The organism is Egicoccus sp. AB-alg6-2 (assembly GCF_041821025.1).
Lineage (GTDB): Bacteria > Actinomycetota > Nitriliruptoria > Nitriliruptorales > Nitriliruptoraceae > Egicoccus.
The window spans coordinates 64921-85516 of record NZ_JBGUAY010000009.1; the positions used below are offsets into that span (position 1 = coordinate 64921).

Below are 20596 nucleotides of genomic sequence, written 5' to 3' on the forward strand. Positions count from 1 at the left end.
CGTCACAGCCACCCGCTGCGCTTGAACAGTCGATACAGCACGGCGCATGCGCTCGCCATGAAACCGAGCACGACGAAGTAGGCGTAACGCCACTCGAGTTCGGGCATGTACTCGAAGTTCATGCCATAGATCGCGGCGATTGCCGTCGGTACCGCTGCGATGGCCACCCAGGCCGCAATGCGTCGCATGTCCTCGTTCTGGCGGACACCGATCTGAGCCAGATGCGCGGAGAAGGCACTGTTGAGCAGGTCATCGAGGCTGGCGACCTGCTCCCAGACCCGGGTCGCCTCGACCTGGATGCCGCGCAGCCGAACGAGCACCTCGGCGCGCCCCGGCTCGTCATCGCGAGGGGCGGCGACGGCCTCGTCGTCGAGCAGCTGCTCGATCTCGTCGGGCAGAGCGGCGACCGCGCGACGGAACTGCTGAACCTCGCTCTTGAGACGGTAGATCCGCTCCGCATGGCTTCCGCGGTCGCCAGAGAAGACCTGCGCCTCGATCTCCTGGACGTCCTGGTCGAGCCCGGCCAGGACCGGCGTGTAGCTGCGCACGACGCGGCTCGCGACGGCGGCCACGATTCCGGCCGGTCCGAGGGTGAGGGCGCGGGGATCGAGGTCGACCGCGCGGAAACCGGGCTCGGGCTGTGAACCGGTCGCGCTGCTGACGACGACGTGTTCGTCGACGACCACGCCGAGCTGGCCGACGTTGATCACCTCCTCGCGGTCGACGTAGACGGCGCTCTTGAACACCACGACGAGGGCGCTGCCGTGACGCTCGAGTCGTGGCCGTGCCTGGTCGCGTCCGATGACCGCGACGGCCGTATCGGGAAGCGCGGTCAGATCGGCGATCTCATCGAGGTCCGCGCGGCTGGGCTCGGTGAGCTGGATCCACAGGAGACCCCGGCAGCTGACGGCGTCGACGAGTTGCTCGGCAACCGGTGTGCCGTCATCGACGGTCCAGGCACCGTCGCGGAAGCTCGCCACCCTCATGCCCATGGGGCAGCCACGTCCGTGCGTGCCGGAATGGTCGCCGTCATGCGACGTCGGGACCCGTCGCCGCGAGGTGCGCACCGAGCTTGTCCAGCTGCGCCTTGTAGCCCCACCTCATGCCGAACGCGGCCATCTTCGCGCCGGAGCCGATCTCGACGATCGTGATGCGCAGGTTGACGGTCGTCTCGTTGCCGTCCTCGGCGAAGCGCACGTCGTTGACGTGTTCGATCGTGGTGGTCTCCTCCTCGCCCTCGGTCCATGACCGCGCCTCGTAGGCGAGATGGCGGTGCTGCTCGATGTGCGTGAAGGTGCCCGCCATGGGCCAGCGCGTGCCCTGGTACTTGCCCATGCCCTCGCCGGCCTCCATCACCAGGTAGAGCCGGCCGCCGACGTGCAACTCGACCTCCGCGTCGGTCACCGTGGTGTCCTCGGGGCCCCACCACTGGCGCAGCAGTTCGGGCCGCGTCCATGCGTCCCACACGGCGGTGATGGGCGCCGGGTAGGACCGCTCGAAGGTGAGTTCCTTCTTCCGCCTGAACAACTGGGTGATCATGGTCGTGCTCTCCTGTCCCGGTTCGGTTCGCCTGTCGCGTGCAGGAACGTGTCCAGCGCGTTCAGACGTGCCTCCCACTGCTGCTCGAACGTGTGGACCCAGACGCTGATCTGCTCGAAGGGCTCGGCCCGCAGGTGGTAGATCCGTCGGCGGGCGACCGGCTCGGCCTCGACGATGCCTGCCTCGCGGAGCACCCGGAGGTGCTTCGAGACCTGCGGCTGTCGGATGGACAGCGCCTCCGCGAGGTCGCCGACGGACCGGGGGCGCTCGCGCAGCAGCCCGACCATCTGCAGTCGACTTGGTTCACCGAGGGCGGCGAAGGTGTTCGCATCCATGCGTTGCACGCTATGCCGCCCATATATTCCCGTCAAGGAATATGTGCTCCGGCCGGTCAGCGGCGTCGTGCCATGGAGCCGAGGATGAGGCGCTCGGTCGCAAGCGCATAGGCCTGCCCCTGGTCGAGTCCGGCCGTGTCGGCGAGAAACCCCTTGATCTGCGCATGGACGCGAGGCGAGAACTGCCGCAGGCGCGAGATCTCCTCGCGGACGGTTGCCGCCAACGACGCATCGGGCACCGCCCGGGTCAGAAGTCCGAGGTCGGCCGCGACCGCGGCGCCGAACCGCTCGCCGGTGGCCGTCAGGTGGAAGGCTCGCTTCGGGCCGACGATGGCGGGGAGCCAGGACAGCACGACCGTCGGCGCGAGGTCGATCTCCACCTCGGGGAACCAGAAGAGCGCCGATTCCGCAGCAATGGCCACGTCGCAGAGCGCCGGTAGACCCACGCCGATGCCGGCGGCGTCACCCTGGATCTCGGCGACACTGACGAGCCGCGACACACCGAAGGCGCGGTTGAGACCGACGAGTGCCCCGACCTCGCCTCGAAGTGCCGCCGGATCCTCCGCGGTGCGTTCGCGGCCGAGGCAGAAGGCCGGGCCCTCGGCGCGGAGGTGCAGGACGTGCAGGTCGTGCGGTGGCTGGAGGAGCAGCTGGCGCAACGCGCGGCAGATGTCCTCGGTGAGCAGGTTGCCGGAGCCGCGCGCCAACGTGGCGGTCGCCACGCCCGCCTCGTGCCGGATCCGCAGCCCCTCAGCCATCGGCCCGGACCGGCTGATCTCGCCTGCGCACGCCGGCTCCTTCGTTCCGGCGAGCCTACGTCCGAACGGCCCGCGAGGCGCCGCGATCGCGCCAGTGAGCGGCGCGTAGCATGGGTGTTGTCATCTGTCCAGTTCGCCGGTACGGTCTTCTGGTCGGGTGTCAAGCAGCGGGGCCTGACCGCCGCACGAGCGCGACGACCCACGGGGGCCCCGAATGCTTCTTCCGTCACCTCGATCTCCATCCGAAGCCGATCTCCAGGCGCTCGGCCTGACCGGCTGTGTCGTGTGCGGTGACAAGGCAGCCGAGGGCACGGTTTGCTCCCGCGGCTGCGCCGTCGAGGCAGAACGCCAGGTCGCCCGCAACGTGGCCGAGCTGCGCCAGCTCGGCGCGGCCAAGGGACACCGGGCGAGACGGCAGTTCCTCAAGGCCCGCAACGGACGGCTGACGGACGCCATGCTGACGTGGCGGCCCGACGCCCACACCGGGTGCGGACCACCAGCGGGCGACGGCCCCGACGGGGCGGAGGGCGAGGCCGGCGCCTAGCCGCCTGCCCGGACGGCCCCCACCACGGAGGCGGTCTGCGCTCTAGGCTCGGGCGACGACGCCCGAACCGAGGGAGCGATCCATGCGCGTGCAAGGACTGACGGAAGCCGACATCGAGACGGTCGGCACCACCACCGACGTCGCCACCACTGCCACCACCCGGGACGGCGATGCCACCGATGTCAGCGACGGGGACGCCGGCGACGCGGACGGCACCGACGCCGACGACGCGGACGGCAACGACGCCGACGGCAACGACGGCGATGCGACCGACGGCGCCGACGCCGACGGCACCGACGCCTGATGACCGGCTCGTCCCTGACCCGGTTGGTCGGGGACGTGCGGCACTTCCTGGACCGGGTGTTCGGCGAGGTGCCGCTGCACGTCCCGGCGGCCGCACCCGACGCCTTCGACGACGTCCTGTCCCTGGTCCACGTCGACGAGATCGTGGCCGCCTCCGGCTTGCGCGCCCCCGGCTTCCGGGTCGTGAAGCAGGGCGCGACGCTGCCCGCCAGCCGCGTGACGCGCAAGGCGCGGATCGGCTCGCGGCCGGTGGACGATCTCGCCGACGTCGCGGCGGTCCACGCCGCGTTCGCCGACGGAGCGACCGTGGTGCTGCAGGGACTGCATCGCTCGTGGCGTCCGGTCGCACAGCTCTGTCGTGAACTGGAGGTCGAGCTGACCCATCCCGTGCAGGCCAACGCCTACCTGACGCCGCCGGTCGCGCAGGGCCTGCACCTGCACGAGGATCCCCACGACGTGTTCGCCGTCCAGACCCACGGGGTCAAGCGGTGGGTCGTGCATCCGCCAGACGGCACGGCGGCGTGGGACCTCGAACTCAAGCCCGGGGACGTGCTCTACCTGCCGGCAGGCACGCGGCATGCCGCGCAGACCGTCGAGTCCGCCTCGCTGCACCTCACCATCGGGGTCCGGACGATGCGTTGGTCGCAGCTCGTCCGGCGCGCCTTCGACGCGGCCCTGTCCTCAGCCGAGCTCGACCGGACGGTGCCGGCGGGCTGGGCGGACACCCCAGGCGACCACCGTGACCTGCTCGCACGACAGCTCGAGACCGTGGCCGACGCGCTGCGCAATGGGGACCCGGACACCGCGCTTCGGGATGCGGCGGCGGCCTTCTGGTCCAACCGCGTCCCCGACCGCAGTGGTGGACTGCAGGACCTCCTCGCGGTCGACCAACTCGACGACGCCACCGCGCTCCGGGTTCGACCGCACCTCAGCGTCAACCTCGAGTTGGACCGGGACGTGGCCGTGCTCGTGCTGGCCGACCGGCGCGTGCGCATGCCCGCAGCCGTCGAACCGGCGCTGCGCTGGATGCTCGGGGTCGGCCGGTTCCGTCCGGCCGATCTCGACGATCATCTCGACGAGGCCAGCCGACTGGTGCTGTGCCGCCGACTGGTCCGGGAGGGGCTGTTGACCCTGCACGGTGCCGGGGACGGCGACCCGGCGTGACCGACTGGTGCGCGCAGGAATCGCGCACCCGGGGCGAAGGGCCGCTCGGCACCGCCTCGCGGGCCCGGCGCTGGCTGCTGCTCGAGCAACCCGGTTCCTGGGGACGCGACGCGCTGCGTGCGTCCGACCTGCCTGCAGCGGTCGCCGAGCAACTCGAGGCCTGGTCCCGCGAGGTGCCCGTCCGCGTGCTGCTGCTGCGTCGGCCCGGCGGCGACCGGCCGCTCGGGGCCGAGCGTCTGCTGTACGCGGGCGTCAGCGCGCCGCAGGGCAGCTGGCTCGAGGCGATCGAACTGGGACACGTCCGCGAGGTGCTCGACCTCGACGTGTCGCCGTTGCGCGACGGCCGCAGCATCGGCGGAATCCGGGTCGTGGATCCGCTCTACCTCGTCTGCACCAACGGCAAGCACGACCCGTGTTGCGCAAAGTTCGGGCTGCCCGTGGCGCAGAGTCTGCTGGACGTCGTCGGCGACCGGGTGTGGGAGTGCTCCCACGTCGGCGGCGACCGCTTCGCCGGCAACCTGGTCTGCCTTCCCGACGGCCTCTTCTATGGCCACCTCGACGCCGACACGGCCCGCGTCGCCGTGGCGGCCAACGAGGGCGGCCGGATCGATCTCGACCACTTCCGCGGCCGCTCGTGCCACGCGTTCCCGGTGCAGGCGGCCGAGGCGCTCGCGCGTCAGCGGATGGGACTGCAGGGAACCGGGGCTTTGCGGGTGGTCGACGTGCAACGGGCCGGTGACCGCCACCGGGTGCGGTTCGCGCGACCCGGTGGCCGCCGTCTGGTCGTCGAGGTGGTGACGCGGCGCGACGCGCCCCCCGCACCGCTGACCTGTGGCGGCCTACCCGGGGCCGCACCGAGCTACGAGTTGGTCCACCTCGCCGAGGACTGACGGGACCTCTGTCCCGTGCACGTCGAACACACGTTCGGTATCGTCGTGCCATGATCGAACTTGCATGGCAGGGCTCGCTGCTCGGGGCCGAGACGCCGACCGTGGATGCCGGGCTCCGCGGCCTGCAGCGGCACGAGCTCTCGAACGGCGCCTGGGTCGACCACCTGCCGGGTTGGCTGCATGGCGCCGACGCGGTCTTCGCCACCGCCCTCGAGCGCCTCCCCTGGGGGCAGCGGACCGAGCGGCTCCACGGGCAGGAACTCCTCCAGCCGCGGCTGACTGCCTCCATCCCGGTCGAAGCGCCGCCGGCCGGCCTCGAGGTCCTCGGCGAGATCGGGCGCATCCTCGACGACCGCTATGGGCGCCACTTCGAGCGGATCGGCGCGAACCTGTACCGCACGGGCCGCGACTCGGTGGCCTGGCACGGCGATCGGATCGCCCGCGACCTGCCGCAGGCCCTGATCGCGATCGTGTCGGTCGGCGCGCCCCGAACCTTCCGGCTGCGCCCGCGTGAGGGCGGCGCGAGCCTCGGTTTCTCGCTCGGCAACGGCGATCTGCTGGTCATGGGAGGCAGCTGTCAGCGCACCTGGCAGCACACCGTTCCGAAGGTCGCCAGCGCCGGACCGCGGATCAGTCTCACCTACCGGCACGCCTACCCGTGAGCCGGGCACTCAGCCGGGCTTGACCGCCTCGAGGGTGAACATCAGCGGCAGGCGCTCACGGCCATGGGAGAGCGCCCAACGGCCGTCCCCGGTGGGAACCATCCCGTCGAGGAACTGCCACTCGAGCTCGGTGTGCTCCTCCAGCCGGGTGAGGGTCAGACCCGCGTCCAGCACCGCCTGCACCGTTTCCGCCAGGCCGTGCGCCCACTCGCGGGCGACGGGCGACTCGAGCCTCGCGTCGTCGCCCGTGTAGGTCACCTCGCTGACCCACTCGCTCGGTTCCTCGGTCTCGAAGTACGGATAGGTGACGACCAGCAGGTCGTCGTCGCGCTCGTCGTCGATGGTGCCGAGCATCGGATGGCCCTCGCGCAGATAGAGCCGCCCACCCGGCGCCAGCAGGCCGGCCACGATGCGGGCCCACCGGGCGATGGACGGAAGCCAGTTGATGGCGCCCACGCCGGTGTAGACGAGGTCGAACGTCTCGGGCAGGGCGGCGGGGATCTCGTCGACCGCCGCATGCACGTAGCGGACGTGCGGACCCGCTCGCTCGCTCAGGTCACGGGCGACCTCGAGCGCCGCGGGCGAGAAGTCGACCCCGGTCACCTCGGCTCCGAGTCGCGCCAACGACAAGGTGTCCGTCCCGATGTGGCACTGCACGTGCACCACCCGCTTGCCGCGCAGATCGCCGAGATGCGGTGCGTCCCACGCCACGACGCCCGACAGGTGGCGCGGATGATCGACGAAGCGCTGCAACCCGTAGGCCGTGCTGGTGGCGTGGATCGGGACGCGGGACTCCCAGTTGGCCAGGTTCACCTGGGTGTGTTCATCCATGCGTTTCGTCCTGGCCGTCGGGAGCCGGCCGACGATAGTCGCGTGGCGAGCGTGGCAGGGCCGATCGCCGCCGGGAACACGGCATGCCGCAGTCGCCGGGCGGAACCGCCACCCGCCGACGGGCAGGTCCCGGGACCATCGGACGGCGCTTGCGTGGGGTACCACCGAGGTCCCGCCGAACGACAGGACGTGCCGTGCCGCTGTTGACGACCGCGTTCCGGCTCGGGGCGCGGCTGCGGGGAGCACGGGCGTTCCATCCCCACGGCGTCGTGCTCGACGCCGTCTGGCGCCCCTCGGACGCGGGCCGCGAGATCCTCGTCGGTGCGCCCCTGCTCGAGCGGGATCGTCCCGCGCTGGTCCGGTTCTCGCACGGCATCGGGCTGCCCGCCGGTGCCCCCGACCTCCTCGGCGTCGCCCTGAAGGTCCCCGACGTCCACGGTGACGGCCGCGACCAGGACCTGCTGTTCACCTCCACCGGCCGTGGCCGGATCGGACGTCGACTGCTGCGCCCCTCGCGGATGCTGTCCGGCGGCGTGTTCAGCACGCTCCTGCCCTATGACATCGCGGGGGCGGGACGTCATCCGCTGGTCGCCGTTGCGTCCGCCACGCCGACGGTCTCCTACCACGAGGTCTCCGAGGGGGCCGCGCCTCCGCGGTTCGAGGTCCGGGTGGGCGGGGCCGGCGAGACGCTGCTCGGCACGGTCGACGTCGAGGGGAACGCCCGGCCCGGCGACGACGGCACCCTGGCCTTCGACCCGTGGCACACCGGCCCGAACCTGCGACCCGCCGGCTGGATCAACCGCCTCCGTCGACCGACCTACGGAGCCAGTCGCGCCGGACGAGCCGACCGCCGCCGGGAGCGCTAGCCTTCTCTGTTAGTGATCGTTCACTTGGAGAGGGAGACGTTCGCGTGGCCACGGACGAGCGTGCACGGGTCGAGGCCCAGATCGAGGCCCTGTTCGCCTCGTACCCGCCGGCCGACATGCCGGAACAGCAGTTCTGGGGCGCCCAGTACGACCACGGGTTGGCGTGGGTGCAGTTTCCCGAGGGGCTCGGTGGACTCGGCGTGAGCCCGCGGTGGCAGGCGGAGGTCAACCGGCGCATCGAGGAGGCCGGGGGCTCGATCCGCAACCGCTTCAACAACGTGCTCGGCATCGGCATGGGTGCCGGCACCCTGCTGGCGCACGGCACCGAGGAACACCAGCGTCGCTTCCTGCGTCCGATGTTCACCACCGAGGAGATCTGGTGTCAGTTGTTCTCCGAGCCCGGTGCCGGCTCGGACCTGGCGGCGTTGTCGACGACCGCCGTGCGTGAGGGTGACACCTGGATCGTCAACGGGCAGAAGGTGTGGAACACCCTGGCCCACCTCGCCAAGTGGGGGTTGCTCGTCACCCGCACGGATCCCGACGTTCCCAAGCACGCCGGCCTGACCTACTTCGTGGTGGACATGGAGGCCGAGGGCGTCGACGTCCGGCCGCTGCACCAGATCACGGGTGAGGCCGAGTTCAACGAGGTCTATTTCACCGACGTGCACATCCCCGACGACCTCCGGCTCGGCGAGGTCGGCGAGGGCTGGTCGGTGGCGATGACCACCTTGATGAACGAGCGCGTCGCCATCGGTGGTCAGGTCGCCCCGCGGGGGAGTGGCGCCATCGCCCACGCCGTCGCTGCCTGGGAACAGACCGACCGGGACGACGCGGTCGCGCGCGATCAGTTGCTGGCGTACTGGATCGAGTCGGAAGCGATGCGACTGACCGCCATCCGTGCGGGCGAGGCCGCCAAACGGGGCACACCGGGACCGGAGGGGTCGACCGCAAAGCTGCACTGGGCCGACCTGAACAAGTCGATCACCTCGTTCGCCATCGACCTGATGGGGGCCGAAGGCATGACCTACCCCCAGGGCTACGCGTTCTCGCGCCCCGACCTGACCGCCAATCGCACCGAGGACCCGCACAAGGCGTTCCTGCGCGCCCGGGCGAACTCCATCGAGGGCGGCACCAGCGAGATCATGAAGAACATCCTGGGAGAACGCGTGCTCGGCCTGCCGGGCGAACCGCGTGTGGACAAGAACGTCGCCTGGCGCGACGTGCCGCGCAGCTGACAAGGGGCCGACGATGACGACGATGACCATCTCGTTCGGCGAGACCGACGAGCAGCAGCAGTTGCGCGGCATGCTCCGCGACTTCCTGGCCGCCCGCGCAACGTCCGAGCGGGTCCGCGAGGTGATGCAGGGCGACACCGGCGTGGACGAGGCTGCCTGGAAGGAGCTGGGCGAGTACGGGCTGCTCGGGCTGCCGATTCCCGAGGAGTACGGCGGTGCCGGGTCGGCGTTCGTCGAGCTGGCCCTGGTCGTCGAGGAAGCGGGGAAGCGGCTGCTGCCGGTGCCGCTGCTGTCGTCGGCGGTGCTCGGGACGACCGCGCTGTTGGTGGCCGCCACGGACCAGCAGAAGCAGCAGTGGCTGCCCGAGGTCGCCACCGGTGCCCTCCGGCTGGCCCTCGCGCACCTCGACGAACGCGGACGGCTGACCGCCGATCCGGGCGTGCACGCGCGTCGGGACGGTGACGGATGGGTGCTCGACGGCACCGCCGGCTACGTGATCGACGGGCGCACCGCCGATCTCGTGCTCACCGCCGCGACCACCGACGAGGGCCCGCAGCTGTTCGCCGTTGCGGGCGACGTGGACGGACTGACCCGTGACGCCGTGCCGGCGCTCGACCTCACCCGGCCGCTCGCCACACTCGGCTACGACGGTGTCCGGGTCGCCGCCGACGCCGTGCTCGACGGTGGGGATCCGACGACCGCCGTGCACGACGCGGTGACCGCCGGCGTGGTCGCGATTGCCTCCGAGCAGGTCGGCGGCGCCCAGCACGTGTTGGAGATGACGACGGCGTACGCGCGCGAACGGATCCAGTTCGGGCGGGCGATCGGCTCCTTCCAGGCGGTCAAGCACCTCCTCGCGGAGGGCCTCGTGAAGCTCGAGGCGGCCCGCTCGGCCGCGCTCCATGCCGCCCGCGCCGTGGCCGCCGGTGACCGGCAGGAGATCGCGATCGCCGCGCCCATGGCCAAGTCCCTGTGCAGCGAGGTGTACGAGGCCATCACGGCGGACGCGATCCAGCTGCACGGCGGCATCGGGTTCACGTGGGAGCACGATGCCCATCTGTACTTCAAGCGGGCGAAGGCCACCAAGCTGCTGCTCGGCGACCCGCACCTGCACCGCCGTCTGCTGGGCGACGTGCTGGGCCTGTGAGCGAACCCGGCGTCGACGTCGTCCCCGCCACGGCGCGGGGGCGTCGTCGGCGGGAGGCGGTGCTCGACGCGGCCGAGCAGTTGTTCTTCGAACACGGCTTCCACGGCACCAGCGTCGACGACATCGGCGCTGCCGCGGGCATCTCGGGGCCCGGGCTGTACCGCCACTTCCCGTCGAAGGACGCCCTGTTGATGGCCGTGCTCGACCGGATCTGGGGCCAACTGCGACCGGCCATCGACGTCGCGGCCGAGCAGGAACCGGACCTCGCGCTGCAGACGCTGCTCGACGCCCAGCTCGAGCTCGCCCTCGGCCAGCCGTCGGCGCTCGTCCTGCTGGTGCGCGAGCTGCGCCACCTGCCCGAGGACTACCGGCGCCGGGCAGCCCGCAACCACCGCCGCTACCTCGACGCCTGGGTCGACGCGCTGCGCCGCACGGCACCGCATCTGCACGCCGACGACGCCCGCACCACGGTGATGGCGGTTCACGGCCTGATCGACTCCGTCGCGATCAACCCCGAGGCGCGACGGCTCCCACAACGCCGCGACTGGCTGCGCGGTCTGGCCGACGCGGTGCTCACCCGCGCGGCAGACTGAGGCGCAGGCGCGACCGGCGCCACGACCGAGGGAGCTTCTGCCATGGACCACACCGAGGTTTCTGCCGTAGACGTCGCCGCGCTCGACGACCTCAGGGACTGGCGCGTGCTGCTGGGTGCGATCCACGCCGAGTTCCGGGCCGGTTCGTTCTCGGCCGCCGCGGCACTGGCGGCATCGATCGCCGAGGCGGCCGATGCGGCCGACCATCATCCGGACCTCGACCTGCGCTACCCGGACCGCCTCCGCGTCAGTCTCGTGTCCCACGCCGCCGGGACCCTGACCGACCGCGACGTCGCCCTGGCCCGTCATGTCAACGCGCTCGCCGACGACGCCGGGGCCAGCCCCGGCCCCGCCGATCTGCAGGCGCTCGAGATCGCGCTCGACACCATGGACGCCGATCGGATCCGGCCGTTCTGGGCCGCGGTCCTCGGCTACGTCGACGACCGGGGCGCGCTCGTGGACCCGCTGCGACTCGGTCCCGCGTTGTGGTTTCAGCAGATGGATCAGCCGCGGACGCAGCGCAACCGGTTCCACCTCGACGTCACCGTCCCGCACGACCAGGCCGACGCGCGCATCGCCGCCGCCCTCGCCGCCGGCGGCACCATGGTCGAGGACCGCCATGCCCGGGCGTTCTGGGTCCTCGCCGATGCCGAGGGCAACGAGGCCTGCGTGTGCACATGGCAGGACCGGGGAGACGGCTAGCGTCCCGGCTCCACGTCCACGAGGAGATGCGCGATGCCCAAGGCCTACTGGATCAACGCGGTGCGTTCCGTCCGCGATGCGGACAGGGTCGCTGCCTACGTCGAGCTGGCCGGTCCCGCGATCCTCGAGGGCGGAGGCAGGTTCCTGTCCCGCGGCATGCCCGCACGGGTCTTCGAGGCCGGCGTGGACCAGCGCACGGTGATCATCGAGTTCCCCAGCGCGGACCAGGCGGTGGCGACCTACGAGAGCCCCGCCTACCAGCGTGCGCTCGAGGCGCTCGGCGACGGCGCTGAACGCGACCTGCGCATCGTCGAAGCCGTCGAGTGACGCTCAGTCGCTCGGCATGAGCTCGCCGAGCCGTGTGTCGGTTCGCTCGTCGAGGGGGAAGAACGTCTCGATCGCGAGCTCGGCCACCGTGACATCGACGGGTGTGCCGAACGTGGTGATGGTGGTGAAGAAGGCCAACTCGCCCTCCGGGTGACGCAGCCGCAGCGGGATCACCACGTCGGCGGGGACGTCGAGGTGGCGGGGGAGGCTTCGGACGCTCGGATACCGCTCCACCTCGGCGAGCAGATCGGCGAGGCCGTCGTCGCCGCTGATCTGCACCTCCCGACGCAGCCGGCTCAGCAGGTGGTGGGCGACCTCGTCGAAGTTGACGATGCGGCCGGCGAGGCCGTCGGGATGCAGGGACACCCGGTAGACGTTGGTCGGCGGGCCGAGCAGTTCCTGGTCGACGCCCTCGAGAAGCAGCGGTACGGCGCCGTTCGCCGCGATCAGGTCCCAGCGCCCGTCGACGGCGAGCGCAGGATTCGGAAGGTGTCCACGAAGGACCGTGTCGACCGCGACCCGTACCGCGGTCAATTCGGGCGCTTCGAGCGGCCGCTGCGGAAATCCGGCCGCGAAGCCGGCGCTGGTGAGCAGCACGTTGCGCTCGCGCAGGGGGACGTCGAGCGCGTCGGCGAGGGCGAGCACCATGTCGCGACTCGGCCGCGACCGCCCCGTCTCCAGAAAGCTGAGGTGACGCGCCGATACCTCGGCGGCCAAGGACAGTTCGAGCTGGCTGAACCGGCGCCGGACGCGCCAGTCGCGGAGCCGCTCGCCGAATGCCGAACCCGCCTGCTGCGGTGCCCCCATGACCACTCCGATCGTCGACGCCGCCGAGGCGCACCATAGGTCGGCGCGACGGGTGCGTCCCTTACCGGCGAGGTCATCGACGCGGCGACCTCGCCCATCGAAGGTGAGGGTGCGACCCCGGCCGAGTGCGCCGGGGCGGTGCCCGAGGAGGCAGCCATGTCAGCCACGACCCGATCCGTCACGACCACCAATGCCTTCCGGAACATCCCGCCCCTCGCGGTCGTCGACCTGGTGCTCGGCGCGGCGCTGCTGGTCGTCGCCGGGCTGGACCCGCTCCACCTGCCGACGTGGGCGAGGTGGGCCGTCGCCGGTGTCGGCGACCTGTTGCTGGTGATCGCGGCGGCGGCCTTCGTCCGTGCGGGGCGCGGGGGGCGCGTGCCTGGACGACGGTGACCAGCGGCCGGGCCGTCAGGGCGGGGCGCAGGTGCGCCCCGCTCTAGAGTGGCCGCCATGAGCGACCACGAACCCGCCCCCCAGCCGCAGCTCGACGACCTCCAGGCGCGTGCGCGCGCCTGGATCGCGGGCGACCCCGACGAGACCACCCGCAGCGAACTGCAGGCGCTGGTCGACGCGGGCGACGAGGCCGAACTCCGCGAACGCGTCGGCGTCGGGCTCGAGTTCGGCACCGCCGGCCTGCGCGGCATCGTCGGTGCCGGCACCAACCGGATGAACCTCGCCGTCATCCGCCGCACCAGCCGCGGTCTGGCCGATCATCTGCTCGCGACCGTCCCCGACGCCGCCGACCGCGGGGTGGTGGTGGGCTTCGACGCCCGCATCGACTCCGAGGCCTTCGCCCGTGAGGCGGTGGCGGTGTTCGCCGGCGCGGGACTGAAGGTGCAGTGGTTCCCCTCGCCGCGGCCGACGCCACTGGTCGCCTACGCGCAGAAGGTGCTGGATGCCGCGGCCGCGGTCGTGATCACCGCCAGCCACAACCCGCCGGAGTACAACGGCTACAAGGTGTACGCCGAGGGGGCCGCGCAGATCGTCCCGCCGGCCGACGCGGCGATCGCCGCCGCCATCGAGGCGACCGGTCCGTCCGTCGACATCCCGTTGGTCGACCCGCTCACGAGCGACCTCGTCGCGCCCGTCCCCGCCTCGGTCGTCGACCGCTACCTCGACGAGCTCGCGGCGGCGCGGCCCGACACGCCGGGACCGGACCTGACCCTGGTCTACACCCCACTGCACGGCGTCGGCGGCGAACTCGTCCAACGCGCCATGGCCGAAGCGGGGTTCGCCGACTTCCACGTCGTTCCATCGCAGGCGGAGCCGGACGGGCGGTTCCCGACCGTGCGGTTCCCCAACCCCGAGGAACCGGGCGCCATGGACGCCGCGGTCGAACTGGCCCGCGAGGTCGACGCCGATTTGGTGATCGCCAACGACCCCGACGCGGATCGGCTGGCTGCCGCCGTCCCCGACGGCGCTGGCGGCTACCGGTTGCTCACCGGCAACCAGATCGGTGTCCTGCTCACCGACCACCTGCTCGCCGGCAGCGACGCGGACCGCCCCCTGGTGGTGGCCTCGATCGTGTCGACACCGATGTTTCGCGACGTCGCGGCCCACTACGGCGCCCACGCCGAGTTCACGCTCACCGGCTTCAAGTGGATCTGCGCCGCGGCACGTGACCTCGAACGTGCCGATGGACGCTCCTTCGTCTACGGCTTCGAGGAGGCGTTGGGATCCTCGGTCGGCACCGTCGTCCGCGACAAGGACGGGATCGGTGCCGCGGTGGCGTTCGCCGGGCTCGCCCGGTCCCTGGCCGCCGAGGGCCGCACCGTCAGCGACCGTCTCGACGAGCTGTACCGGCGCCACGGGCTGTGGGTGAGCCACCAGCACTCCATCACCCGCCCCGGCAGTGCCGGCCTGGCCGAGATCGCGACCGCGATGGCCAAGCTCGAGACCCAGGTCCCCGAGGCGCTCGCCGGCCAGCAGGTCCTGTCCAGCGTCGACTACCGCACCGGCGCCGAGGAACGTCCGCCCTGGCTGGAGGCGCACGACATGGTGGCGTTCGAGCTGACCGACGGGCGGGCCCTGATCCGTCCCTCGGGCACCGAACCCAAGCTCAAGATCTACGTCGACCTGCGCGGCGAGGTGCGCCCCGAGGACGATCTCGACGCGCGCAGTGAAGAGTTGCTCGCCCGCGCCACGACGGTCGCCGAGGAGCTCGCCGCCTTCGTCGGGCTCTGAGCCCTCCGCCCCGGGCGCGCTCGTCCGGTTCGCTCCACGTCCTCGTCGCCCCGCCTACGCTCGTTCCCCTTCGATCCCCGCACCAGCAGGAGTCGCACCCATGCCGATCGCAACGCCCGAGGTCTACGAGCAGATGCTCGACAGCGCCAAGCGTGGCGCCTTCGCCTTCCCCGCGATCAACGTCACCTCGTCGCAGACCCTCAACGCCGCCCTGGCCGGTCTCGCCGAGGCCGAGAGCGACGGGATCGTGCAGGTCTCGACCGGTGGTGCGGCCTACTGGTCGGGCTCGACGCAGAAGAACATGGTCACCGGCGCGGTCGCGTTCGCCGAGTACGCACGGGTCGTCGCCGAGCAGTACCCGGTCAACGTGGCGCTGCACACCGATCACTGCCCCAAGGACAAGCTCGACGACTTCATGCGGCCGCTGGCCGAGATCTCCAAGCAGCGCGTGGCTCGCGGCGAACAGCCACTGTTCAACTCGCACATGTGGGACGGCTCGGCGGTCGAACTCGAGGAGAACCTCTCGATCGCCCGCGAACTGCTCGCGACCTGCACGGCCGGCAGGACCATCATGGAGATGGAGATCGGCGTCGTCGGTGGCGAGGAGGACGGCATCGTCGGCGAGATGAACGAGAAGCTGTACTCCACGCCGGGCGACGCCATGCGGGTGGCCGAGACGCTGGGCACCGGTGAGAACGGCCGCTACCTGCTCGCCGCCACCTTCGGCAACGTCCACGGGGTCTACAAGCCGGGGCACGTGCAGCTGCGGCCCTCGATCCTCAAGGACCTCCAGGACGCCGTCGCCGGCTCGACGGGCACCAAGCAGCCGTTCGACCTCGTCTTCCACGGCGGTTCGGGCTCCACGCTCGAGGAGATCCACGAGGCGCTCGACCACGGCGTCGTGAAGATGAACATCGACACAGACACGCAGTACGCGTTCACGCGTCCCGTCGCCGACCACATGCTGCGCAACTACGACGGCGTGCTGAAGGTCGACGGCGAGGTCGGCAACAAGAAGGTCTACGACCCGCGCAGCTGGGGCGCGTCGGCGGAGGCCGGCATGGCGAAGCGCGTCGTCGAGGCGTGCCAGATGCTGCGCTCGGCCGGCACCCGGATCCGCTGACGCGTGGACCCGATCTCCGAGGAGCGCTTCGAACAACTGGTCGGTGAGGCCCTCGACGAGGTGCCCGACGAACTGTGGGAGCAGTTCGACAACGTCGTGGTCCTCATCGAGGACCGTCACGAGGACGAACCGGACCTGCTCGGGATCTATGAGGGCATCCCGCTGACCGAACGCGAGGAGTACGCGGGCGCGATGCCCGACGTCATCCGGGTCTTCCGGCTCGCGCTGTGCGACTTCTGCGAGGACGAGCAGCACCTCGTCGACGAGGTCTATGTCACGGTCGTGCACGAGTTCGCCCATCACCTCGGCATCGACGACGACCGGTTGCACGAACTCGGCTGGGCGTGATGGTGCGGCTGCCGTTCGAGGAACTGGATTCGCAGTCGACGCCGATGGGCGAGATCAATCTGCGGCGGCGGATCGAGCCGTCGCGGCAGGTCGACGTCTACGAGGTCAAGCTCGGTGACGAGTTCCTGATGTCGAGCCTGTTCACGGTCGCCGAGATCGAACTCGCACGTCTCGGACTCGCCGCGGTCGACGGCGACGACCTCGACGTGGTGGTCGGGGGGCTGGGGCTCGGCTACACGGCCGTCGCCGCGCTCGAGGACGAACGGGTCCGGTCGTTGACCGTCGTCGAGGCACTGCCGGAGGTCATCGGCTGGCACGAACGTCGCCTGCTGCCCGAAGCGTCCCGGTTGGTCGACGACGGCCGCACGCGGCTGGTTCGCGGCGACTTCTTCGCGCTGGCGGCCGGGGACGAGGGCTTCGATCCGCACGCGCCCGGGCGGAGGTTCGACGCGATCCTGTTGGACGTCGACCACTCGCCCCGCCACGTCCTGCATCGCAGCCATGCCGGCTTCTACACCCCGGACGGGTTGCGCGCGATGTCCCGCTTCCTCGGTCCGGACGGCGTGTTCGCCCTGTGGTCCGACGATCCGCCCGACGACGGCTTCCTCGACGTGCTGCACGAGCTGTTCAGCCACGCCCGTGCCGAGGTCGTGGCCTTCGACAACTTCTACACCGGCGGCGAGTCGACGAACACCGTCTACGTCGCCCGCCGCTGACCATGTCGCGGCAGCGCGTCGGTGTCGCGCCAGACCCGCACCGGTGCGTAGCTGCCGCGACATGGATGAGGAGTCGCGACATGGTTGTCCGCCGCGCCGATGTCAGCCGCCGGCCATGGCGCCGATGACGGCGAACGGTTCCTCGCCGCGCGCGATCGCCTCGGGCAGCGGATCGTCGGGGGAGTCGTGCGAGAGGTCGCGGCCGCAGGCGAAGAAGCGCACGAACGCCCGCCGCTGGTGGGTGCCGTGGTCGCGGATCGTGCCGCGCAGGACCGGGTAGCTCGCCTCGAGGGCGTCGAGCACCGCACGCTGGGTGACCGGGCCGTCGACCTCCAGTCGGACCTCGTGACCCACCTTCGCCAGCGTTCGCAGGTGGGTGGGGAGCAGGACGCGGATCATGACAGCGTCTGCACCTCGACCGAGAGGATGCGCGGCAACCCCTCGACGATCGGCGCCCAGGAGTCGCCCGCGTCGGCCGAACCGAACAACTGCCCGCTGGTGGTGCCGACGTACACGCCGCAGTCGTCGAGGTGGTCGACCGCCATCGCGTCGCGCAGGACGTTGACGTAGCAGTTCTGCTGCGGCAGCCCCTTGGTGAGCGGCTCCCACTCGCCGCCGCCGGTCCGGCTGCGATAGACCTTCAGCGCGCCGTCGATGGGGTAGTGCTCCGCGTCGGACTTGATCGGTACGACGTAGACCGTCTCGGGTTCGTGGGCATGCACGTCGATGACGAAGCCGAAGTCGGTGGGAAGGTCGCCGCTGACCTCACGCCAGGAGTCACCGCCGTCATCGCTGCGCATCACGTCCCAGTGCTTCTGCATGAACAGCGTCTGTGGTGTCGACGGATGCCGCGCGATCTTGTGCACGCAGTGGCCGACCTCGGCGTCCTGATCGGGGATCTCCCCGGATCGCAGCCCCTTGTTGGTCGCCTTCCAGGTCGCCCCGCCGTCGTCGGTGCGGAAGGTGCCCGCGGCCGAGATCGCCACCAGCAGCCGTTGCGGGTCCGTCGGATCCTGGACGATGGTGTGCAGGCACAGGCCTCCGGCCCCGGGCTGCCACGACGAGCCGGTGCCGTGCTCGCGCAGGCCGCGCAGCTCCTGCCACGTCCCGCCGGCGTCGTCCGAGCGGAACAACCCCGCGTCCTCGATGCCGGCGTAGACGACGTCGGGTTCGGTCAGCGACGGCTCGAGGTGCCACACCTTGGCGAACTCCCACGGGTGCGGCGTGCCGTCGTACCACTGGTGGGTGCCGGGCACGCTGGCATAGCTGAACTCGTTGCCGACCGGGTTCCACGAGCGTCCACCGTCGTCCGAGCGCTGGATCACCTGCCCGAACCAGCCGCCGCACTGGGAGGCGTAGATGCGGTCGGGGTCGAGTGGCGAGCCCTGGACGTGGAAGACCTCCCACCCGCCGAACAACGGCCCCTGGACGTCCCAGTCCCTGCGTCGCTCGTCCGACGCGAGCACGAACGCGCCCTTCGCCGTGCCCACCAGGACCCGCACGCCAGCCATCGGTCGCTCTCCTTCGTCGTCGCTGTGGTCGTCCGTTGGGCAGACGACGGCGGGGGACCGAACTCATCGGTCCTCGTTGACCGCGATTCTGGCAGAACGACCCGGCTCAGGCGGCCCTGGGGAGCGTGAACCGGAAGGTGGCGCCGGCACCTCGTGGGCTGTCGGCGGTGAGCCTGCCGCCGTGCATCTCGACGAACTGTCTGGCGATGGACAGGCCGAGCCCCGTTCCGCCCCGGTCGCCGCGCTCGAACCGGTCGAAGACCCGCGCCAGGAGTTCGGCCGGGATGCCGGGCCCGTCGTCGTTGACCTCGACGACGACGTGGTCGCCGTCGACCTCGGCGCACACGGCGATCGCCGTGCCCTCCGGGGTGTGGCGCGCCGCGTTGCCGAGCAGGTTGCGAAGGATCCGTTCGAGGCCGTGGGGATCGGCCTCGACGACGAGGTCGTCGACCTTGCAGGTCACGTTCCGGTTGCCGAACACCGGTGTCATGTCCGACAGCAGGCGCCCGACGAAGGTCGCCAACGGGACCCGGGCGGGTCGCAGCACGACGCAGCCCTCGCTGAGACGGGTGTAGGAACTCAGGTTCGAGATCAGTTCCTGCAGCGTGCGGGCGTTGGACCGCAGACGTTGATGGATGTCGTCCTTCATGTCGTCGGGGAGGTCGCCGGCCGCAAGCAGGTCGAGGAAACCGCTGATGCCGATGATGGGGGTCTGCAGATCGTGGACGACGGTGTTGATGAAGTCGCGCCGCCACCGGTCGAGTTCCTCGAGCCGGGTCAACGCCTGGCCGCGTTCCTCGAGCAGCCGTTCGCGTGACGCCGCGGACTGGTGGCCCTGGGTCACGTCGCGGACGACCTGCGCGAACCCGCTGTGCTCGCCGGCGTCGTCGAAGAGGGGGGTGGTCACGACGTCGGCCCAGAACGTCGACCCGTCCTTGCGGACCCGCCAGCCGCTGTGCTCGGCCCGTCCTTCGGCCAGCGCCGTCTTCAGCAGATGAGCGGGCAGGTCAGCGTCGAGCTGATCGCCGGCGTGGAAGACGGCGTCGTGGGACCCGAGGACGTCGTCGGGCAGGTGGCCGTGCAGGCGTTGGGCGCCGACGTTCCAGCTCTCGACCAGGCCGGTCGGCCCCAGCAGGTAGATCGCGTGGTCGGTGACCGACTCGACGAACAGCTGGAAGCGTTCCTCGCTGCGTCGGAGCGCAGCGAACGCCTCGGCGTCGTCGAGGGATGGGTCGGGCACGCAACGCTCCTTGTCTGAACGTTTCTGGCGCAAAGGATGCAAGGTAGCCACCGTCCGCCGCCCGCGAACCTGGCCGCGGCCACCCCGCCAGGTCACCATCGCGGGCGCGGCACGCGGCCCGGTGAAGTGGGGCCCGAAGGCCCTGTGCCACCACCGGAGATCGGCGCAACCTGGGGGCACCGGTTCGACACGAGGGGACACGAGGATGCGGGTACTGGTGGCGGTGGCGTCGCGGCACGGTGCCACCCACGAGATCGCGGCCGCACTCGGTGAGCGCCTTGCGGGACATGGCCTGCGCGTGGTGGTGGCAGATGCCGAGGTCGTCGACGACCTCGAACGCTACGACGCCGTCGTGCTCGGGAGCGCCGTGTACGCCGGGCACTGGCTCGAGTCGGCCCGCGACCTGGTCGAGCGGTTGCGCGACCCGCTGATGCAGCGGCCGCTGTGGCTGTTCTCGTCCGGGCCGGTCGGTACGCCACCGAAGCCGGTCGAGGAGGCGCTCGAGCCGCAACGGCTCGCGCGTGAACTCGGCGCCCGTGCCCACCGGGTCTTCGCGGGCCGGATCGACCGCGACCGGCTCACCTTCGGGGAGCGGGCGTTGGTGCGGGCGCTGCGGGCACCCGTCGGTGACTTCCGGAACTGGGCCGACGTGGCGTCGTGGGCCGACGAGATCCATGCCGCCCTGGTGGCCGCGCCGGCGGTCTGACCTCGACCATCGACAACAGCACGAGCCCCGCCGAAGCGGGGCTCGTCTCGATCGTGGTGTCCGTC

At 71.2% G+C, this 20596-nt stretch carries 26 protein-coding genes; 17 read left to right on the forward strand and 9 right to left on the reverse strand.

Annotated features, from left to right (window positions below; translation table 11 throughout):
- Positions 1 to 2 precede the first annotated feature (2 nt).
- Genes ACERMF_RS15925 through ACERMF_RS15940 form a run of 4 tightly spaced genes read right to left on the reverse strand, consistent with a single transcriptional unit; the run spans position 3 to position 2632 of the window.
- Positions 3 to 992 carry a magnesium and cobalt transport protein CorA gene (locus tag ACERMF_RS15925; RefSeq protein ID WP_373670131.1) on the reverse strand — a complete coding sequence of 330 codons (990 nt, stop codon included), beginning with the start codon at positions 990 to 992 and terminating at the stop codon, positions 3 to 5.
- Positions 993 to 1029: 37 nt separating this feature from the next.
- Entirely contained in the window at positions 1030 to 1539 is a 510-nt protein-coding gene (locus tag ACERMF_RS15930) for an SRPBCC domain-containing protein (protein ID WP_373670132.1), read from the reverse strand.
- Entirely contained in the window at positions 1536 to 1874 is a 339-nt protein-coding gene (locus ACERMF_RS15935) for an ArsR/SmtB family transcription factor (protein ID WP_373670133.1), read from the reverse strand. Before ACERMF_RS15935 ends, ACERMF_RS15930 begins: the two co-directional genes overlap by 4 nt.
- A 56-nt stretch (positions 1875 to 1930) precedes the next feature.
- Entirely contained in the window at positions 1931 to 2632 is a 702-nt protein-coding gene (locus ACERMF_RS15940) for an enoyl-CoA hydratase/isomerase family protein (RefSeq protein WP_373670134.1), read from the reverse strand.
- A 364-nt stretch (positions 2633 to 2996) separates the two neighbouring features.
- Here ACERMF_RS15940 and ACERMF_RS15945 point away from each other — a divergent pair, with 364 nt between their 5' ends.
- From ACERMF_RS15945 to ACERMF_RS15965, 5 genes are all read left to right on the forward strand, one after another.
- Positions 2997 to 3176, forward strand: coding sequence for a hypothetical protein (locus tag ACERMF_RS15945; RefSeq protein ID WP_373670135.1), 180 nt, complete (start codon positions 2997 to 2999; stop codon positions 3174 to 3176).
- Positions 3177 to 3258: 82 nt separating this feature from the next.
- Entirely contained in the window at positions 3259 to 3480 is a 222-nt protein-coding gene (locus ACERMF_RS15950) for a hypothetical protein (RefSeq protein ID WP_373670136.1), read from the forward strand.
- On the forward strand, positions 3480 to 4643 hold the full coding sequence (locus ACERMF_RS15955; RefSeq protein WP_373670137.1) for a cupin domain-containing protein: 1164 nt from the start codon (positions 3480 to 3482) through the stop codon (positions 4641 to 4643). The genes ACERMF_RS15950 and ACERMF_RS15955 overlap by 1 nt, the downstream gene beginning before the upstream one ends.
- On the forward strand, positions 4640 to 5533 hold the full coding sequence (locus ACERMF_RS15960; RefSeq protein WP_373670138.1) for a sucrase ferredoxin: 894 nt from the start codon (positions 4640 to 4642) through the stop codon (positions 5531 to 5533). The genes ACERMF_RS15955 and ACERMF_RS15960 overlap by 4 nt, the downstream gene beginning before the upstream one ends.
- A gap of 50 nt (positions 5534 to 5583) precedes the next feature.
- Positions 5584 to 6195 carry an alpha-ketoglutarate-dependent dioxygenase AlkB gene (locus ACERMF_RS15965; RefSeq protein ID WP_373670139.1) on the forward strand — a complete coding sequence of 204 codons (612 nt, stop codon included), beginning with the start codon at positions 5584 to 5586 and terminating at the stop codon, positions 6193 to 6195.
- 9 nt (positions 6196 to 6204) lie between these two features.
- Here the strand turns inward: ACERMF_RS15965 and ACERMF_RS15970 are convergent, their stop codons facing one another.
- Positions 6205 to 7026, reverse strand: a complete 822-nt coding sequence (locus ACERMF_RS15970) for a class I SAM-dependent methyltransferase (RefSeq protein ID WP_373670140.1) — start codon at positions 7024 to 7026, stop codon at positions 6205 to 6207.
- Positions 7027 to 7220: 194 nt separating this feature from the next.
- On the opposite strand from ACERMF_RS15970, the gene ACERMF_RS15975 reads away from it, so the two are divergent.
- Genes ACERMF_RS15975 through ACERMF_RS16000 form a run of 6 tightly spaced genes read left to right on the forward strand, consistent with a single transcriptional unit; the run spans position 7221 to position 11896 of the window.
- Complete coding sequence (locus tag ACERMF_RS15975; protein WP_373670141.1) at positions 7221 to 7892, forward strand: hypothetical protein; 672 nt, start codon at positions 7221 to 7223, stop codon at positions 7890 to 7892.
- Between the two features lie 44 nt (positions 7893 to 7936).
- On the forward strand, positions 7937 to 9127 hold the full coding sequence (locus ACERMF_RS15980; protein WP_373670142.1) for an acyl-CoA dehydrogenase family protein: 1191 nt from the start codon (positions 7937 to 7939) through the stop codon (positions 9125 to 9127).
- A gap of 13 nt (positions 9128 to 9140) precedes the next feature.
- Entirely contained in the window at positions 9141 to 10274 is a 1134-nt protein-coding gene (locus ACERMF_RS15985) for an acyl-CoA dehydrogenase family protein (protein WP_373670143.1), read from the forward strand.
- Positions 10271 to 10867, forward strand: a complete 597-nt coding sequence (locus ACERMF_RS15990) for a TetR/AcrR family transcriptional regulator (protein WP_373670144.1) — start codon at positions 10271 to 10273, stop codon at positions 10865 to 10867. Before ACERMF_RS15985 ends, ACERMF_RS15990 begins: the two co-directional genes overlap by 4 nt.
- 42 nt (positions 10868 to 10909) lie before the next feature.
- A complete protein-coding gene (locus ACERMF_RS15995) occupies positions 10910 to 11569 on the forward strand; it encodes a VOC family protein (protein ID WP_373670145.1) in 660 nt (219 codons plus the stop codon).
- Between the two features lie 33 nt (positions 11570 to 11602).
- Positions 11603 to 11896, forward strand: coding sequence for a DUF1330 domain-containing protein (locus ACERMF_RS16000; RefSeq protein ID WP_373670146.1), 294 nt, complete (start codon positions 11603 to 11605; stop codon positions 11894 to 11896).
- A 3-nt stretch (positions 11897 to 11899) separates the two neighbouring features.
- Here ACERMF_RS16000 and ACERMF_RS16005 read toward each other — a convergent pair whose 3' ends face one another.
- Positions 11900 to 12703: a helix-turn-helix domain-containing protein gene (locus ACERMF_RS16005; protein ID WP_373670147.1), complete on the reverse strand. Its 804-nt coding sequence runs from the start codon at positions 12701 to 12703 to the stop codon at positions 11900 to 11902.
- Positions 12704 to 12859: 156 nt separating this feature from the next.
- Between ACERMF_RS16005 and ACERMF_RS16010 the strand changes: the two genes are divergently transcribed.
- From ACERMF_RS16010 to ACERMF_RS16030, 5 genes are all read left to right on the forward strand, one after another.
- Complete coding sequence (locus ACERMF_RS16010) at positions 12860 to 13096, forward strand: hypothetical protein (RefSeq protein WP_373670148.1); 237 nt, start codon at positions 12860 to 12862, stop codon at positions 13094 to 13096.
- Positions 13097 to 13153: 57 nt separating this feature from the next.
- Positions 13154 to 14887: a phospho-sugar mutase gene (locus tag ACERMF_RS16015; protein ID WP_373670149.1), complete on the forward strand. Its 1734-nt coding sequence runs from the start codon at positions 13154 to 13156 to the stop codon at positions 14885 to 14887.
- A gap of 100 nt (positions 14888 to 14987) precedes the next feature.
- A complete protein-coding gene (fbaA, locus tag ACERMF_RS16020; RefSeq protein WP_373670150.1) occupies positions 14988 to 16010 on the forward strand; it encodes a class II fructose-bisphosphate aldolase in 1023 nt (340 codons plus the stop codon).
- Positions 16011 to 16022: 12 nt separating this feature from the next.
- Positions 16023 to 16358 (forward strand): metallopeptidase family protein, encoded by a 336-nt coding sequence (locus ACERMF_RS16025; RefSeq protein WP_373670209.1) that lies wholly within the window; start codon positions 16023 to 16025, stop codon positions 16356 to 16358.
- Entirely contained in the window at positions 16358 to 17074 is a 717-nt protein-coding gene (locus ACERMF_RS16030) for a spermidine synthase (RefSeq protein ID WP_373670210.1), read from the forward strand. The genes ACERMF_RS16025 and ACERMF_RS16030 overlap by 1 nt, the downstream gene beginning before the upstream one ends.
- 102 nt (positions 17075 to 17176) lie before the next feature.
- Here the strand turns inward: ACERMF_RS16030 and ACERMF_RS16035 are convergent, their stop codons facing one another.
- The 3 genes from ACERMF_RS16035 to ACERMF_RS16045 form a co-directional block, all read right to left on the reverse strand.
- Positions 17177 to 17473, reverse strand: a complete 297-nt coding sequence (locus tag ACERMF_RS16035; protein ID WP_373670151.1) for a MoaD/ThiS family protein — start codon at positions 17471 to 17473, stop codon at positions 17177 to 17179.
- On the reverse strand, positions 17470 to 18585 hold the full coding sequence (locus ACERMF_RS16040) for a WD40/YVTN/BNR-like repeat-containing protein (protein WP_373670152.1): 1116 nt from the start codon (positions 18583 to 18585) through the stop codon (positions 17470 to 17472). The genes ACERMF_RS16035 and ACERMF_RS16040 overlap by 4 nt, the downstream gene beginning before the upstream one ends.
- Positions 18586 to 18691: 106 nt before the next feature.
- Positions 18692 to 19825: an ATP-binding protein gene (locus ACERMF_RS16045; RefSeq protein WP_373670153.1), complete on the reverse strand. Its 1134-nt coding sequence runs from the start codon at positions 19823 to 19825 to the stop codon at positions 18692 to 18694.
- Positions 19826 to 20030: 205 nt separating this feature from the next.
- Here ACERMF_RS16045 and ACERMF_RS16050 point away from each other — a divergent pair, with 205 nt between their 5' ends.
- Positions 20031 to 20531 carry a flavodoxin domain-containing protein gene (locus ACERMF_RS16050; RefSeq protein ID WP_373670154.1) on the forward strand — a complete coding sequence of 167 codons (501 nt, stop codon included), beginning with the start codon at positions 20031 to 20033 and terminating at the stop codon, positions 20529 to 20531.
- The last annotated feature ends 65 nt before the right edge of the window (positions 20532 to 20596 follow it).

Coding starts and splice junctions, on each gene's coding strand:
- ACERMF_RS15925 (WP_373670131.1), bottom strand. CDS start 992: ATGGGCATGAGGGTGGCGAGCTTCCGCGACGGTGCCTGGACCGTCGAT.
- ACERMF_RS15930 (WP_373670132.1), bottom strand. CDS start 1,539: ATGATCACCCAGTTGTTCAGGCGGAAGAAGGAACTCACCTTCGAGCGG.
- ACERMF_RS15935 (WP_373670133.1), bottom strand. CDS start 1,874: ATGGATGCGAACACCTTCGCCGCCCTCGGTGAACCAAGTCGACTGCAG.
- ACERMF_RS15940 (WP_373670134.1), bottom strand. CDS start 2,632: ATGGCTGAGGGGCTGCGGATCCGGCACGAGGCGGGCGTGGCGACCGCC.
- ACERMF_RS15950 (WP_373670136.1), top strand. CDS start 3,259: ATGCGCGTGCAAGGACTGACGGAAGCCGACATCGAGACGGTCGGCACC.
- ACERMF_RS15955 (WP_373670137.1), top strand. CDS start 3,480: ATGACCGGCTCGTCCCTGACCCGGTTGGTCGGGGACGTGCGGCACTTC.
- ACERMF_RS15965 (WP_373670139.1), top strand. CDS start 5,584: ATGATCGAACTTGCATGGCAGGGCTCGCTGCTCGGGGCCGAGACGCCG.
- ACERMF_RS15970 (WP_373670140.1), bottom strand. CDS start 7,026: ATGGATGAACACACCCAGGTGAACCTGGCCAACTGGGAGTCCCGCGTC.
- ACERMF_RS15985 (WP_373670143.1), top strand. CDS start 9,141: ATGACGACGATGACCATCTCGTTCGGCGAGACCGACGAGCAGCAGCAG.
- ACERMF_RS15995 (WP_373670145.1), top strand. CDS start 10,910: ATGGACCACACCGAGGTTTCTGCCGTAGACGTCGCCGCGCTCGACGAC.
- ACERMF_RS16000 (WP_373670146.1), top strand. CDS start 11,603: ATGCCCAAGGCCTACTGGATCAACGCGGTGCGTTCCGTCCGCGATGCG.
- ACERMF_RS16005 (WP_373670147.1), bottom strand. CDS start 12,703: ATGGGGGCACCGCAGCAGGCGGGTTCGGCATTCGGCGAGCGGCTCCGC.
- ACERMF_RS16010 (WP_373670148.1), top strand. CDS start 12,860: ATGTCAGCCACGACCCGATCCGTCACGACCACCAATGCCTTCCGGAAC.
- ACERMF_RS16015 (WP_373670149.1), top strand. CDS start 13,154: ATGAGCGACCACGAACCCGCCCCCCAGCCGCAGCTCGACGACCTCCAG.
- fbaA (WP_373670150.1), top strand. CDS start 14,988: ATGCCGATCGCAACGCCCGAGGTCTACGAGCAGATGCTCGACAGCGCC.
- ACERMF_RS16030 (WP_373670210.1), top strand. CDS start 16,358: ATGGTGCGGCTGCCGTTCGAGGAACTGGATTCGCAGTCGACGCCGATG.
- ACERMF_RS16035 (WP_373670151.1), bottom strand. CDS start 17,473: ATGATCCGCGTCCTGCTCCCCACCCACCTGCGAACGCTGGCGAAGGTG.
- ACERMF_RS16040 (WP_373670152.1), bottom strand. CDS start 18,585: ATGGCTGGCGTGCGGGTCCTGGTGGGCACGGCGAAGGGCGCGTTCGTG.
- ACERMF_RS16050 (WP_373670154.1), top strand. CDS start 20,031: ATGCGGGTACTGGTGGCGGTGGCGTCGCGGCACGGTGCCACCCACGAG.